Annotated in this window: 12 protein-coding genes; 3 read left to right on the top strand and 9 right to left on the bottom strand. The window is 65.1% G+C overall.

Features of this window, described 5'->3' with window-relative positions:
* Positions 1-11 precede the first annotated feature (11 nt).
* The 3 genes from I6F20_RS03605 to dmeF all read right to left on the bottom strand — a co-directional run bounded on the left by I6F20_RS03605 (position 12) and on the right by dmeF (position 4,277).
* Positions 12-1,157: a phosphatase PAP2 family protein gene (locus I6F20_RS03605; RefSeq protein ID WP_225125122.1), complete on the bottom strand. Its 1,146-nt coding sequence runs from the start codon at positions 1,155-1,157 to the stop codon at positions 12-14.
* A 39-nt stretch (positions 1,158-1,196) separates the two neighbouring features.
* Entirely contained in the window at positions 1,197-3,029 is a 1,833-nt protein-coding gene (locus I6F20_RS03600) for an adenylate/guanylate cyclase domain-containing protein (RefSeq protein ID WP_225125120.1), read from the bottom strand.
* Between the two features lie 288 nt (positions 3,030-3,317).
* Positions 3,318-4,277: a CDF family Co(II)/Ni(II) efflux transporter DmeF gene (gene dmeF / locus I6F20_RS03595; RefSeq protein ID WP_225125117.1), complete on the bottom strand. Its 960-nt coding sequence runs from the start codon at positions 4,275-4,277 to the stop codon at positions 3,318-3,320.
* Between the two features lie 194 nt (positions 4,278-4,471).
* Here dmeF and I6F20_RS03590 point away from each other — a divergent pair, with 194 nt between their 5' ends.
* The 3 genes from I6F20_RS03590 (at position 4,472) to I6F20_RS03580 (ending at position 7,026) form a co-directional block, all read left to right on the top strand.
* Positions 4,472-5,290, top strand: coding sequence for a chromate resistance protein ChrB domain-containing protein (locus I6F20_RS03590; RefSeq protein ID WP_225125115.1), 819 nt, complete (start codon positions 4,472-4,474; stop codon positions 5,288-5,290).
* On the top strand, positions 5,290-6,672 hold the full coding sequence (chrA, locus tag I6F20_RS03585; RefSeq protein WP_225125114.1) for a chromate efflux transporter: 1,383 nt from the start codon (positions 5,290-5,292) through the stop codon (positions 6,670-6,672). Before I6F20_RS03590 ends, chrA begins: the two co-directional genes overlap by 1 nt.
* A gap of 90 nt (positions 6,673-6,762) precedes the next feature.
* Complete coding sequence (locus I6F20_RS03580) at positions 6,763-7,026, top strand: hypothetical protein (protein ID WP_225125113.1); 264 nt, start codon at positions 6,763-6,765, stop codon at positions 7,024-7,026.
* Between the two features lie 629 nt (positions 7,027-7,655).
* On the opposite strand, the gene I6F20_RS03575 is transcribed toward I6F20_RS03580, so the two are convergent.
* The 6 genes from I6F20_RS03575 to I6F20_RS03550 form a co-directional block, all read right to left on the bottom strand.
* A complete protein-coding gene (locus tag I6F20_RS03575) occupies positions 7,656-9,200 on the bottom strand; it encodes a GMC family oxidoreductase (protein ID WP_225125112.1) in 1,545 nt (514 codons plus the stop codon).
* Between the two features lie 4 nt (positions 9,201-9,204).
* Complete coding sequence (locus I6F20_RS03570) at positions 9,205-10,755, bottom strand: ABC transporter substrate-binding protein (protein ID WP_225125111.1); 1,551 nt, start codon at positions 10,753-10,755, stop codon at positions 9,205-9,207.
* A gap of 402 nt (positions 10,756-11,157) precedes the next feature.
* A complete protein-coding gene (parC, locus tag I6F20_RS03565; RefSeq protein ID WP_036015009.1) occupies positions 11,158-13,416 on the bottom strand; it encodes a DNA topoisomerase IV subunit A in 2,259 nt (752 codons plus the stop codon).
* Positions 13,417-13,480: 64 nt separating this feature from the next.
* Positions 13,481-13,765 carry a hypothetical protein gene (locus I6F20_RS03560; protein ID WP_036015015.1) on the bottom strand — a complete coding sequence of 95 codons (285 nt, stop codon included), beginning with the start codon at positions 13,763-13,765 and terminating at the stop codon, positions 13,481-13,483.
* A 102-nt stretch (positions 13,766-13,867) separates the two neighbouring features.
* Entirely contained in the window at positions 13,868-14,620 is a 753-nt protein-coding gene (gene recO / locus I6F20_RS03555; protein ID WP_225125110.1) for a DNA repair protein RecO, read from the bottom strand.
* Positions 14,621-14,740: 120 nt separating this feature from the next.
* Complete coding sequence (locus I6F20_RS03550) at positions 14,741-15,121, bottom strand: hypothetical protein (protein ID WP_036015023.1); 381 nt, start codon at positions 15,119-15,121, stop codon at positions 14,741-14,743.
* Between the last annotated feature and the right edge of the window lie 11 nt (positions 15,122-15,132).

Genomic DNA, 15,132 nt, shown 5'->3' with positions numbered 1-15,132 from the left:
GGACGTGTTTCCTACGGAAATCTTGTCGAAACTTCGTAGTAGGCCTTGTCCCATAGTTCCTTCATCAGGAGGGACTGCGTAACAGTCCCTCCTGTGGTTTCCGAATAGAACTTGTTGGCATTGAGCGCCTGGTCAGCATGGAAGGGATTGAAATCCGTGCGAGAGTTACTGTCGGCGTGGCTGGCGTTGAATTTGCGGCTCTTGGTTGCCGTGCTCCCGAGACAACGGCCGACGAAGTACTCGCCCAAGGCGATACCCAGCATCCGCCCTGCCATGCTGTCGACTGGAAAATGGACTCCGGCCACGACCCGATTGGTTGCGATTCGTGCGGCCTGCCGGTCGAGCTGCTCGACGATCTCCGGGAATCCGGATGTCGTCTTGTGCAGGCTCAATAGCCGTTTCAGCACGTAGGCTACCGCGTAAGCCTGCGTCGCATGTCCGCTCGGGAAACTTCCGTGTCCCGGCGTCGTGATCATCGGCTGAACCTGGGCGTTGTATTCCACGGGACGCGAGCACCCCAGCGCATGCTTGAAGCGCATTTCCACGTAAACGCAGAATTGCAGGACCATGTTGATGAGCTCGAATGTCCGCCTGGTCCTCTCGGGATGCAGGTAGACGATCGAGGACCAGAAGGCATACTGGGGATCGATCTGCGCCATGATTTCTGTGGCGCGTTCGTTGCGCAGCTCGGCCCAGCTCACGACCATCTCAATCTGGTCTTGAAACGTCGATTGGACCGGACGCCCTAACTCCGCAATCACGTATGCGGGCGAGCGAACCAGGAATGCGTTCGGATCGACGCCCGACACCTGAAGGGTGATGCCCTGCAGCATCTCCCCGACCGCTGTGTAGGCGCGCACCCACGGCTCCCAGCGATCCAATTGGGCTGGGTCTTCGATCGCCGGCAAGGCCGGCGCGTAGTAGTAAAAATACGGAGAGGTCGGTCGCTCCGGAACAACGATTGTCCCTTCGCGAGCGTGGATGAGTGCATCCACCATGATGGGATTGGCCCAGACGTCGCCGAGCGTGCCAATTATCGCCCCACCGGCCCCTCCAGCGCCGCCCGCTCCGCCTGCACCTCCTGCCCCCCCTGCGCCGCCGGCTCCGCCAGCACCACCTGCACCGCCTGCTCCTCCCGCCCCGCCTAGTTGAGCCATTGCCTGCCTCCTTATGAAAACAAGTCGGTATGAGGTTAGTCAGCCTGTCGTCGGTAGTCCTGCCACTTCGAGGCAGCGAGCCCAGTGCCTGCCTGTTTCGAGATTCGCATTGGGGAGGCGCCCGATGTATCGATCTAGGGTCAAATGCGGCTCGAGCTCGCGCATCTTGCCCAAGGCTTCGCGGGCCTCCGCGACCCGTCCTTGCGAAACGAGTGCGATAGCGAGGACCCGCCACGTAGACGGATGCATGCGATTGAGAATGAGAGATGAGCGCGCGAGCTCTTCCGCCTCGTCGTATCGATGCGCCGATAGAAGCGCCGTGGCGCCCAGGGACTCGAAATAATACCGCTGCGGATCGAGCGGGGAGAGTTTCAGAGCGCGCCGCGTTGCGTCCACGGCTGCCTCGCCGTCGCCTTTGAAGGCGTCGACGGTGCCCCGGTAGAGCCAGCCCAACGCGTGGCTGGGGTTGGCATCGACGGCCTGCTCGCACCGCTTTCGGGCAGCGTCCAGGTCCTTCAACATGTGACAATAGACGAAGCCTTCGGTCGCAAGCGCAAGCGCGTCGGACGGGTCACGGTCGAGCGCCGCGCGAGTGGCGCTCAAGGCCTCGGCGGCCTCGCGTTTGCGGTCCTCGGACCAGCCGCGCGTCATGCGCAGGATGTACCAGTTGGCGAGCCAGGCGCGCGGGGCAGCTATTCGGCCGTGGCGATTGATCAGTTCCTCCAGCACCGTCCGGGTCTGGAGAAACTCCTCCCTGCTCGACCGGTGCATCAGGCGGATGCTGCCAAGCAGCAGCGAGTAGCTTTCTAGCGTCGGTAACGGCTGGGTCAGGATATGCTCGACCTCGGCATCGAAGACCGACAGATGCACTGCAGCGGCGATGCGGTGAGCCAGTTCGCTCTCCGGCTGCAGCAGATCGCCGATATTGCCGCTCAGGCGGTCGGTCCAGACGACTTGATTGGTTCGCGCCGCGGACAGCTCCGCCGTCACCAGAATCCGGTCCGCATCGACCACATAGCTGCCGCTGAGAATGTAGGTGGCACCGAGATGCGCCGATACTTCCGCCACATCGCTGACCCTGCCGCGAAATATGTTGGTCGACAGACGCGAGATCACCTTGAGGTTCGCCGATCTGGAGAGGCACCAGATCACGCTGTCCGCGATCAGGTTACCAACGTCGAGATGCTCCTCCGCGTCCTTGCGCGCGTCGAAGGGGATGACGGCGATCGTCGGCTCCATGGGAGTTCCATAGTCTCGCCGAGCTGCGAGGCTTGGGTGTGGACTGGCCGGACCAACGCGGTAGGCGCGAACCGGCTTGTCAAAGTGCTTGAGGATACAGTCGCCCAAATCTTCGCACAGCGCATCCACTCCGTGCGTCAGCTCGTCGCGCGCCGCAGCGCTGCCAATCGTCTCCCCCGGACTGGCCAGGCTGGCAAGAGCTGTCGCCAGTTGCTCATGCGCGGCCTCGCTGGCGATGGTTTCACCGGGACCGGCAAGAGTTGCGAGCCGGGCTGCGAGGTTGATGCCGGTGCCATAGATGTCAGTGCCGTCACTCCAGGCGGTGGAGGAGTTGATCCCCGCACGAAGCTGGAAGTGTTGATCTTCAGGCCGCCCGGTGTTCTGAACGGCGATACTCCGGTGCATTTCGGCGGCGGCATTGACGGCATCACGCACGGATTCGAAGCGGGCCATGAGCCCGTCTCCGAGGCTCTTCACGAGGCCGCCGCGATAACGCGGCAGAATTTGGCCGGTGGCAAGTTGGACGAAGTCGGTCCATCGACGCACCGCGGACGCCTCATGCTCCCGCATCAGACGCACGGACTCGACGAGGTCGACCAAGAGGACCACGGTGTCCTGCTGCACGAGGCCCATTGCTCGTCTCTCCGAAGCCCGGCCTCCGCTGACCGGGCTCTCAGGTGAATGGCCCTTAAGGCCGGTACTGCTTCACTACCTTGATGTTGACCGGACCTTGCCCGGCAGTTGCGAACTCAGCGCACGCACGTCCTCATCGAGCGCACGTCAATCCATACTGCGCAGCTGGCCGCTCGGTTATGAACCAGATCACGATTTGCGAAACGCCCGGGTGGGTCGCAATCGCGACAACTCAAAATGAAAACGCAAACTTCTTCTCGTCATGCGCGAAGTCACGTTCACTCACCGCTAATGCGGGCAGGTCTCGACCTCGACCGTGACGTGGCTGAGGCCCTTCAGCCCGGCGAGCCGCCGCTTGTAGACGGCCGGCTGCTTCGGCTTGTCCGACACCACCGAGAGCAGCACGGCACAATGGCCGGGGCCGACCTGCCAGAGATGCAGGTCGGTGACGCGATCCTCACCGACCTCCATGCGGGCGCGGATCACCCGCTCCAGCTTCTCGTCGGCGCGCACGTCGAGCAGCACCGCACCCGATGATTTGATCAGGCCGAATGCCCAGCTCGCGATCACGGCGCTGCCGATCAGACCCACCGCCGGGTCGGCCCAGACCCAGCCGGAATACATGGCAAGGCCGAGCGCTGCGATCGCCAGCACCGAGGTTGCGGCATCGGTCATGACATGGACATAGGCCGCGCGGAGGTTGTTGTCGTGCTGATGGTGGTGACGATCGCGCTCGTGGTCATGCTCGGCGTGGTCATCATGCGCATGGCCATGGCCGTGGTGATGATCGTGGCTGTCGCGCAGCAGCCACACGCTGGCGAGATTGACGCCCAAGCCGAGAGCAGCCACGGCCATGGCCTCGCCGTAGACGATCGGCACCGGATTGATCAAGCGCAGCACGCTCTCATAGGCGATCTCGACCGCGATCAGGCCGAGGATGATCGCGCTGGCGAAGGCGGCAAGATCGCCGAACTTGCCGGTGCCGAAGGTGAAATGCGCATTCCCCAGATGCCGCCGCGCGAAGCGATAGGCGAAGGCGGCAATGCCGAGCGCCGCCGCATGGGTGCCCATGTGCCAGCCGTCGGCGAGCAGCGCCATCGAACCGAACAGCGAGCCGGCGACGATCTCGCCGACCATCATGACCAGCGTCAGCACGACCACGAACCAGGTGCGGCGCTCGTTGTCGTCGTGCTTCTCGCCCAGGAAGGCGTGGTCATGGGTCCATTGTTCGATGGAATGGGAATGCATCGAATTCTCCAGAAGATTCAGCTCTGTTGGCCTCCAATATAGACGGCAGGCACCAATTTTCTAAGGACCAATCGTCCCGCGGATTGACAGTGCTTCTTAGTTTCGCTGTAATCTGCGCCATGGGGATTTGAGCGATCTCCCCACGAGGCGACAGGCCCAAGCATCGCGTCCCGTTTGGTTCTCGAGGACGCATCATGTCTACATTCACGACCATCTCATCCGACAAAATGGCACGGCTGATCGGCACGGCGAATGCGCCTGTTCTGATCGATGTGCGCACCGAGCAGGATTTCGCCGCCGACCGGCGGCTGATTCCCGGCTCCATCAAGCTCGGCCACGACAACGTGGCGGACTGGGGCGGCGCCTTCGCCGGCCGCCGCGCCGTAGTCTCCTGCCTCCGCGGCGAGAAGCTCGCGCAAGGCACCGCGGCCTGGTTACGCCAGCTCGGCGCGCAGGCCGAAACGCTGGAGGGCGGCTTCGAGGGCTGGAAGGCGGCCCAGCTGCCGCTGGTCGACGCCCGCAAGCTGCCGCCGCGCGATGCCAAGGGTCGCACCGTCTGGGTGACGCGGGCGCGGCCGAAGGTCGACCGCATCGCCTGCCCGTGGCTGATCCGCCGCTTCGTCGATCCGGGCGCAGTGTTCCTCTATGTCGCGCCGTCCGAGGTGGTCGCCGTCGGCGAGCGGTTCGGCGCAGCGCCCTTCGACATCGAGAACGTGTTCTGGAGCCACCGCGGCGAGCTCTGCACCTTCGACGTGATGATCGAGGAGTTCGGCATCGCGACTCCGCCCCTGCTGCGCCTCGCGACGCTGGTGCGCGGCGCCGACACCGCGCGACCCGACCTCGCGCCGGAGGCGCCCGGCCTGCTCGCGGCCTCGCTCGGGCTGTCGCGCATGTATGACGACGACCTCGAGCAGCTCGAGGCCGGCATGCTGCTCTATGATGCCTTCTACCGCTGGTGCCGCGACGCCACCACCGAGACTCACAACTGGCCGACCAACAAGGTGAAGGCGTAATGGACGTTCGCGCCGATCAAGCGGGAGCTGGTGCCGGTCACGGCATCAGCTTCAACGAAGCTTTCCGCGTCTGGCTCCGTGTCGCCTGCCTGAGCTTTGGCGGGCCCGCGGGCCAGATCGCGGTGATGCACCGCATCCTGGTCGAGGAGAAGAAGTGGATCTCCGAAGGCCGTTTCCTGCACGCACTGAACTATTGCATGCTGCTGCCGGGACCTGAGGCGCAGCAGCTCGCGACCTATGTCGGCTGGCTTATGCATCGCACCGCCGGCGGGCTGATGGCGGGCGGGCTGTTCATCCTGCCCGGCATCATCGCCATCATGGGCCTCAGCTACATCTATGCCGCCTTCGGCAATGTCAGCTTCGTCGAGGCGCTGTTCTTCGGGCTCAAGGCGGCCGTGCTCGCCATCGTCGTCGAGGCGGTAGTGCGCGTCGGCAAGCGCGCGCTGAAGAACCGCATCATGATCGCGCTCGCGGCCGCGGCCTTCGTCGCGATCTTCTTCTTCGCGGTCCCCTTCCCGATCATCATCATCGCCGCCGGCCTCATCGGTTATGCCGGCGCCCGAAGCGGCCGTCCGGAATTCGCGCCGGCCGGTCACGCCCATGGCGGCGGCGCCGCGATCGACAGCATGCTCGGCGAGGCCGTGCCCGATCACGTCCGGCCCAACACGGCGCGCGCGATCCGCGTCGGTGCACTGTGGCTGGCGCTTTGGCTGGTGCCGGTGATCGCACTGCTGATGGCCCTGGGTCAGGCCAATGTGTTCAGCCAGATCGCGCTGTTCTTCTCGAAGATGGCGCTGGTTACGTTCGGCGGCGCCTATGCGGTGCTGGCCTATGTCGCCCAGCAGGCGGTCGAGCATTATCATTGGCTCAAGCCGCATGAGATGCTCGACGGTCTCGGCATGGCCGAGACCACGCCGGGCCCGCTGATCATGGTGCTGCAATTCGTGGGCTTCATGGCGGCCTATCGCGACCCTAGCGGCCTGTCGCCGATGCTCGCGGCCACGCTCGGCGGCCTGCTCGCGACCTGGGTCACCTTCACGCCCTGCTTCCTCTGGATCTTCGTCGGCGCGCCCTACATCGAGCGGCTGCGCGGCAACGCGGGCCTCGCCGGCGCGCTCAGCGCGATCACCGCCGCCGTGGTCGGCGTGATCCTCAACCTGTCGATTTGGTTCGCGCTGCACATCCTGTTCCGCGAGACCGTGCCGGTGCATGCGTTTCCGCTGAACTTCGACATGCCGGTGCTGAGGAGCGTCGACGTGCCGGCGCTGGTGCTGGCGATCGCGGCGGCCACCGCGATCTTCCGGTTCAAGCTCGGCATGCTGACGGTGCTGGCGGGCAGCTCCGCGGCGGGCGTGGCGTTGCGGATGGCCGGGGTGATCTGATGCCAGGGACGTGACTAATCGTGAGTCCAGGATGAGTTGGAACGCCGCGGCCGAACGCCACCTAGGCAGGGGGCGTTTGGAGAAACAGCGATGCGTTTCCTTCTGGTTTTCAGTTTTCTGATCACCTTGGTCGGCGCTGCCGACGCCGCACAGGCGCGTCATCCACACCGGCGGCACGCGATTGTCCATTCCGGTCAGGGTATGGCCCCGTCCGGTCCAGCTTCGGGCTTCGCCTACGCGCCGCCGCCGGAAACCTCAGCTTATCCTGGCGCCACTGAACCTTATTTCGGCGCTTCTCAAGGTTATGCGCCCGGCGAAAAGGAGCGGTTTCTTCGCAGTTTGTTCAGTCCGTAGGGCCCGTGCCACCCCTAGGCCTTGCGCTGTCGCGGCGAGGGCGTGTGAAAGCTGCTGAGTTGAATCCCGCAGCCTTCCCTTATTCACGTCAATAAGCGCCGACCTTTGTTAGCGTCGGGTTGGATCGTTTGTGCCGCCCGGACGGATGGTCTGAGGACCGCCCTGGCCGGAACCCGCGCCACTGCCGCCGCCGGCGCCTACGCTGGATCCCGTCGAACTGCCGGTACCTGCATCGCCCGCTCCCGTTCCACCCGCCGCGCCGCTCGTTCCGCCGCTGGTTCCTCCGGCCCCGGCGCTAGCGCCCGCACCCGCGCCGCCCGCTCCGCCTGCGCCGGCCCCGCCTCCGGCACCTCCGCCCGCCTGCGCATGGGCGAACCCGATCGAGGCGCCGGCAAGCAACGCACACATGGCTACTGAGAAGATTGTCTTTCGCATGGTTCAAACTCCGATTGACGATGACATGCCAATCGAAGCCGCGCGCAAACGTTCCTGATGATATTCGTCGGAGGCCTTCAACATCGCTAGGAACGATGTTGCGCAACGTTCAATTGATTCCAGTCCCGCGGCCACTCGACGTACCCTTCCGCGTAGCGCGCACGACTCATCACATGGCAGATCCTGGCCGCTGGCTATCGCATCATCATCCGCGCGATCGCTTCCCCGATCACCACCGTCGTGAAGTGCGTGTTGGCGCGGCAATCGGACGGCATGATCGAGGCGTCGGCGACGCGAAGGCCGCTGATCCCTTTCACGGTACCATCGGGGTTGACCACGCCATCGGGGTCGTTCCCGCCGCTCATGCGGCAGCTGCCGGCGGCATGCTGGATGTCGCCGGTCTCGCGGCGCAGCACCGCGTCGAGCTCGTGATCGGGCAGGCTGGCGGCCTGCGGCAGCGTCAAATCCGTGTCAGCGAGCCTGATCCAGTCGGCGATGCCTGACAGCGCCGGCTGCGACGTGATGACCGCGAGGCGTTTCACCGCATCGATCATGCGCAGCATGTCGCGCGGATCGGCCAGCATGTTCTCCTCGACGACCGGATCGATTGCAGGATCGGTCGAGGCCAGCTTGAGCGTCCCGCGCGAATAGGCGTTGAACAGCCCCGCGCCGATCGCTCCGGGGTTCCCGATGCCGCGATGATTGAAGGCGATCAGGATCATGTCGCGCTTGCCGCCATTGGCGAGGCCGGAGGAATAGGTCACGCAGCAATTGGTGTGGCGCGTATCCGGATCGGTGGGACGAAGCTCGTCCCGGAGCTGGATCGTGGCGCGAAACAGCGGATGGTCGAAGAAATGGCGGCCGACCGGCAGATCGCGCGTGACAGCAATCCCCATTGCCTTCAACTCCTCGGCCGGCCCGATGCCCGAGCGCAGCAGGATCGCCGGACTGTGGATGGCGCCGGCGCACAGCACGATCTGGCGGGCGCTGATCTCCTGGGTGCCCTGCCCCTCGACATGAACGCGGACACCGGTCGCCCGTCCGTCGCTGATCAGCACGCGATCGACCAGCGCATGCCCGCGGATCTCCAGGTTGGCGCGCCCGCGTGCGGGCTCGAGATAGCCCTCATTGGTGGTGATGCGGCGCAAGTCGCGGCTGTTGATGGGGTAGCACGCAACGCCCTCGCCGTCCGGACCATTGACGTCGGCGCACCAGGGATAGCCGCTCGCAAGTGCCGCATCGCGCAAGCCGCGGTCGATCGGACCCCACTTTTGCAAAGGCGCGCGGTAGACCGGCAGTGGCCCGCCGCGGCCGTGGTCCTCGACATCGCCGAATTCCAGATCGTCCTCGATCACCGAAAACAGCGGCATCACCTCTTTCGCCGACCAGCCGGTGCAGCCATTGGCCGCCCATTCGTCGAACGCATCGGCAACGCCGCGGATCGCGATCTGGCCGTTCATCATCGACGAGCCGCCGAGCCCCTTGCCGCGCCAGTAGAAGCGCGGCTCCTGCCCAGCGACGCGGCGCGTCAGAAGATCGGGCCATTGCCATTTCTCCTGGTACTCGCGCTTGTGGATGATCGGGATTGGATTCGGCGTCCTCACCTCCCAGGGCGCCTCGTCGGCGCGCCAATCGAGCCCCGCTTCGAGCAGCAGGACCCGCCGTGCGGGATCTTCGGAGAGCCGTGCGGCTACTGCGGCGCCGGCGGAGCCGCCGCCGACAACAATGACATCGTGCATCGCGCTACTTCTCAACGTTCCAGAACACCGGGATGGCGGACGGTATCAGACCGCGCAAAGTCGCGCGATAGGCGGCCGGCTGCGCGAACTGGCCCCACGGGATTCCGGGCGCCTGATCGTACATGACCGCCTGGATCTCGCCCGCGATCTTCTTCCGGTCCGCCTCGGCCGGCGCCTTGGCGAAGGCTTCCATCAGAGGGGTGATACGCGCATCGCATTGCCAGCCGGTGAAGTCGGCACAGTTGAAGGCGACCATGACATTGGTCAGCGGCGAGCCGAGATCAAAGCCGCCGGCGTGAACGCCATAGACGCTCCAGCCCTCCCTCTTGGCGCGGCGCGCCAGCACGCTCGCCCAGTCCATCACCTGCAGATCGACATTGAAGCCGGCCGCCTTCAGCCGCTCGGCGAGCACCTGCGCCGAAACGCGCGGGGCTTCGAGATCGTTGGCCTGCATCACGATGACGGGCTCGCCGGCATATTTGGTCGCCTTCAGTGCAGCCTTCGCCGCTTCGATCGAAGGCTTTGCGGCGGCTTCCGTGCCGGCCTTGCTCTCGTATGTGGTGCCGCAGGTGAAGTAGGTCGCGCAAGGGGTGGCGTATTTGGCGTCGAGCCCGAGCGCATCCAGCACTTCGCGCTGGTCGACCAGCTTCCACAGCACGCGGCGGATTTCTGGATCATCGAACGGCTTCGAGGCCGCGTTGAGACGGTAGGCGCCGGCGAACATGTTGCCGCCGGTGAAGTTGACGAGCTTGACGCGCGTGTTCTTCTCCAGCTGCGGCAGCAGATCGAACGGCGCGTACTGCATGAAATCGATTTCGCCGGCCTGCAGCGCAGAGGCGGCAGTCGCACCATCGGGAATGACGCGGACCTCGAGCGTGTCGACATTGACGCGCTTGCCGCCGGCCAGGAAGTCCGCGGGCTCGGGACGCGGCACATAGTCGCCGAACTTCTTCAGGATCATGCGGTCGCCGGTGCGGTGGTCGGCCTTGCTGTAGACGAACGGGCCGGAGCCGACGATCTCGGTGATGCGCTGGTCGCCGGGCGTCTTCGCGATGCGCTCGGGCATCATGAAAGCGACCGGGCTGACGGGATTGCCGAGCGCGTCGATGACGAGGCCGGACGGCTCCTTCAGCGTCAGCACGAAGGTTTTCGCATCGACCGGCTCGAGCGAAGCCGTGATCGCGAAAATGCGGCGGCCGAGTGCGCTGCGGGTGCCCCAGCGACGCAGCGAGGCCACGCAATCGGCTGCCGTGACGGGCTGGCCGTCGTGCCATTTCAGGCCGTCGCGCAGCGTGAACGTATAGGTCAAGCCATCGGGCGAGACTTTCCAGTCCTGCACCATTTGCGGCTTGATGTCGCCCTTGGCATCCTTCGCAAACAGCGTGTCGAACACCATGTAGCCGAACGTGCGCGAAATATAGGCCGTGGAGAAATGCGGATCGAGCGTGACAATCTCCGCCTCGAGCACCGCGACGAGATTGCCCGCCGCATGCGCGGGCGCCGCCGCCAGCGCAAGGCCGAACAGCGCGGGAATGAAAGTCTTCAGTTTGAGCATTGGGGTGTTTTTGCCTTTTGACCAGCCGTTTGCGTTCAGCAGGAAAAAGCAATGTTCGTGCCCATACGTATGCGCTCATAGCTAGCTGCCACGCGTTTGCAGGATGCACATACTTAGAGTTGGAGAGCGAGGCTGGCGCAGCTCGTCAGTGCGAGCGCAGCGAAGCAATCCAGAGTCTTTCCGCGGTGGGATTCTGGATTGCTTCGCTGCGCTCGCAATGACGGTGGAGCAGAGAGCACAACACGCGCTGTCGCCGCCCGGCTTGACCGGGCGACCCAGTATTCCAGAGACAGCTGATGGATACGGAGAAGCCGCGGCGTACTGGATGCCCCGCCCCCGTGCGCAATTGCGCACTAGGCGGGGGATGACAGCGTCGTTGTGGCGACAGTTGGGGCCAGTGCCCTACCCGATCACCCGACCGAACTTGTTCGACTTCGGGAAACCCTTCGGCGGCAGGCGGCCGGCGTCGGCGCGGGTGCCCTGCCATTCCGCCAGCTCCTTCATGGTCGCGGAGAATTCGCGTCCTGCGGAATCCTTCCAGGTCAGGCCCGCCTTGGCGTCGAACACCGCAACGTCGGACAGGCCGCCGTCCTTGTATTTCTGCAGGCGCACGCCGCGGCCGCGGGCCATTTCCGGCACCTGGTCGAGCGGGAAGACCAGCATCTTGCGGTTCTCGCCGATGACGGCGACGGTGTCGCCCGTCACCTCGGTGATCGCGCGGGCCTCGTTCGGCATGTCCACGTTGAGGACCTGCTTGCCCTTCTTGGTGGTGCCAACGCAATCGTCCTCGTTGACCACAAAACCCTGGCCCTCGTGGCTGGCGACCAGGAATTTGCGGCCGCCCTTGTTGACGAACAGCGCGACGGGCGCGGCCTCCTGCTCGAGGTCGATGAACAATCGGATCGGCTCGCCATGGCCGCGGCCGCCCGGCAGCTTGGCGACGTCGAGCGAGTAGAACTTGCCGTTGGTGGCGAACAGCAGCAGCTTCGAGGTCGTCTCGGCGAAGAAGGCGAAGCCGAGCTTGTCGTCCTGCTTGAAGGCGAGGCCGGAGAGATCCTCGACATGCCCCTTCATGGTGCGGATCCAGCCCTTGTCGGAGACGACAACCGTCACCGGCTCGCGCTCGACGAAGGCCTCCTCGATCGCGGCGAGGTCGTGCTCGGGCGCATCCGCGAAGGTGGTGCGACGCTTGCCGAGCGGTGTCTTCGGTCCGAACATGTCGCGGACCTTGCCGACCTGCTCGCCGACCTTCTTCCACTGCTCGGCTTCGGAGGCGAGCACCGCATTGATGCCCTTGAGCTCGGCGCGGAGGTTCTTGTCCTCGGTGCGGATCTCCATCTCCTCGAGCTTGCGCAAGGAGCGCAGGCGCATGTTGAGGATGGCTTCCGCCTGCACCTCGGTGAGCTTGAACGCCTTCATCAGCTCAGGCTTCGGCTCGTCCTCGGTGCGGATGATCCTGATCACCTTGTCGATGTTCAGGTATGCGATCAGGAAGCCGCCGAGCACTTCCAGCCGGTGCTCGATCTGCGCCTTGCGGTAGTTGCTGCGGCGGATCAGCACGTCGCGCAGATGGTCGAGCCATTCGCGCAAGCACTCCGCGAGCCCCACGACCTTGGGGATGCGCCCCTTGATCAGGACGTTGAGGTTCAGCGGAATCTTGTTTTCGAGCTCGGTGAGGCGGAACAGCGACTCCATCATCAGCGCCGGATCGACGTTCTTCGACTTCGGCTCGATCACGATGCGGACGTCTTCGGCCGACTCGTCCCTGATGTCGCCGACCAGCGGCAGCTTCTTCTGGTCCAGCAGCTCGGCGACCTTCTCGATCAGACGCGACTTCTGCACCAGGAACGGAATCTCTGTGACGACGACGGCCCAGGTGCCGCGTGCGCCCTCCTCCTGCGTCCACCGCGCTCGGACGCGGAACGAGCCGCGGCCGGTGGTGTAGGCTTCCGCAATCGCCTGCTTGGAATCGACGATGATGCCGCCGGTCGGGAAATCCGGGCCCTTGACCCACTTGAGCAGTGCCTTCGACTTTGCGTCGGGCTTCTCGATCAGGTGCAGCGCGGCATCGCACAGCTCGGCGGCGTTGTGCGGCGGGATCGAGGTCGCCATGCCGACCGCGATGCCCTGCGCGCCGTTGGCGAGCAGGTTCGGGAAGCCGCCCGGCAGCACGATGGGCTCTTTCGATTGGCCGTCGTAGTTGGCGCGGAATTCGACCCCGTCCTCGTCGATGCCCTCGAGCAGAAGCCGCGCGACGTCGGTCATGCGCGCTTCGGTGTAGCGGTAGGCGGCGGGGTTATCGCCGTCGATATTGCCGAAATTGCCTTGGCCGTCGACCAGCGGATATCGCGAGGAGAAATCCTGCGCGAGGCGGACCATGGCGTCGTAGATCGCCTGGTCGCCGTGCGGATGGAACGAGCCCATCACGTCGCCGACGATCTTGGCCGACTTCTTGAAGGCCGTGCCGGGGTCGAGCCTGAGCAGGCGCATGCCGTAGAGGATGCGCCGGTGCACCGGCTTCAGGCCGTCGCGCGCGTCCGGCAGCGCACGGTGCATGATGGTGGAGAGGGCATAAGCGAGATAGCGCTCTTCCAGCGCCTCACGCAGCGGCACCTCGTGGATTTCAGCCGGTTCTTCCGGCGGAACGATTCGTTTTCCCATGCCGCCCGGTTAAACCGTGGAAGCGAATCGGGCAAGGATCGAATGGTTCCCTGTGGGCGACGTACTAACCTGCCCAGCCGGCTGTGACGGTCTGGGTTGGGGCTGGACCAGGTGTTTGCGCAGGCGCCGGCGCATTGGTCAGGCAACGGCGGGCGGCCTCGATCTCGGCGTCGGTCGCGCCCCGCGACCGCGCCCATGTCTCTGCAGCGGCAGCGGAATATTTCGCCACATAGTACCGCACCACCGTGCACGAGGCCCGGCGAAACGCCCCGGGCTGCGGCTCGCCAGCCATGGCGTCGGGCGCGAACGCAAGCAGCGTCGCGGACAAGGCGAATCCCCTGATCAACATTTGGGCCGTCCCCCGGTGTGGAACCTCAAGCCCCAAGTCCGCGCGGGCCGATTTCGTTCCAGGGAACTGCATGCTGCTGGGCAAGGCTGGGCAGCTATTACGTCATGGCGCCGGGATCGCCCCCCTCGCCTGCTGCCGCATCAGGGCGTTGATGAAGCCGGCCCGCGCATCGGAATGGCCTTGGCCGCGCGGCTCCAGCACGTGGCGGAGCAGGAACAGGCCGGTGAGCCGAAAACCGTCCTGGAGATCCTGCTCGGTGAGATCGCCCGCGGTTTCGCCGTGGCGCAGGAACGGCGGCAGCCGCAACAGCCGGTCGCGCCACGGCTCGCCCGCGCCGCGCGATACCGCGCCGCCTGATTTCGGCGAGACATAGATCAGGTCCGTGGTCTCGCCGGTCACGGCACAATTGTCCAGCGCCAGGCCAAAACCCAGCTCGGCGAGCATCGCCAGCTCGAAATGGATCAGGTGCACGGCCGCGCTGCCGATGTCGTCGAAATCGTCGAGCGAATGCTCGAGCAGCGCAAAGATCTCTTCGTGCGGATCGCGCTCCGGCAGCAGCCGCGCGACGGAGGCGAGATGGGTGACGCCATAGACGCCGTGGGACGATGCCAGCAGCGTTGCCGCGCGCAGCTTCAATCCCTCGATTGCGTAGGTGCCCAGATGCTCGTCGAGCCGCGCCCGCCACACCGCACTGACGCTGTTCCCCGGCTGCAGCAGCGGCCGCATCCGCGAGCCGGCGCCACCGCGGACGAGCCCGAGATGCCGGCCATGCGCGCGCGTCAACAGCTCGACAATGGCGCTGGACTCGCCATGCCGCCGCACCCCCAGCACGATGCCTTCGTCGGACCATTCCATAGGGGAAGTGTAGCGGATTCCGGCGTTCAATCGTAGGGCGGATTAGCCGAAGGCGTAACCCGCGAATCGCCCGTGCACGTCAAAGGTGGATTACGCTTCGCTAATCCACCCTACGGCGCCTCACGCGTTGAACCAGTCCCGCGCGTCGCCGCTGAAGGAGAAATACAGGCCCATCGTCGTCAGCGCGCAGGAGACGATCTCGATGGCGCTGTCGAGCTCCAGGCCCTTCTCGCCGATGATCTGGCCGAGCGAGATCACCGACAACACGAGGGCCGCCGCCAGCACCCAGCGTGGCCAGTTCTTGCGATGATGCGCGGCCAGCCGGACGAAATAGAGCAGCAGGAGGATCATGCCGCCGGCGAGCAGCGTCCCGGTCATGATCATCTGCTCGGTCACCGCGGCATTGGGCGTGCGGTCCTGCACGGCGATCGAGACGGCGTCCAGCATCAACGATGCATAGAGCAGCGCTTCGAAGCGCTGGACGTTGGTGGGTAGGCTCATCGAATGCCGAT

The sequence above is a fragment of the Bradyrhizobium sp. IC3123 genome, from assembly GCF_020193625.1.
In the GTDB taxonomy this organism is placed as follows: domain Bacteria; phylum Pseudomonadota; class Alphaproteobacteria; order Rhizobiales; family Xanthobacteraceae; genus Bradyrhizobium; species Bradyrhizobium yuanmingense.
This window is presented reverse-complemented; position numbering and strand designations above follow the sequence as displayed.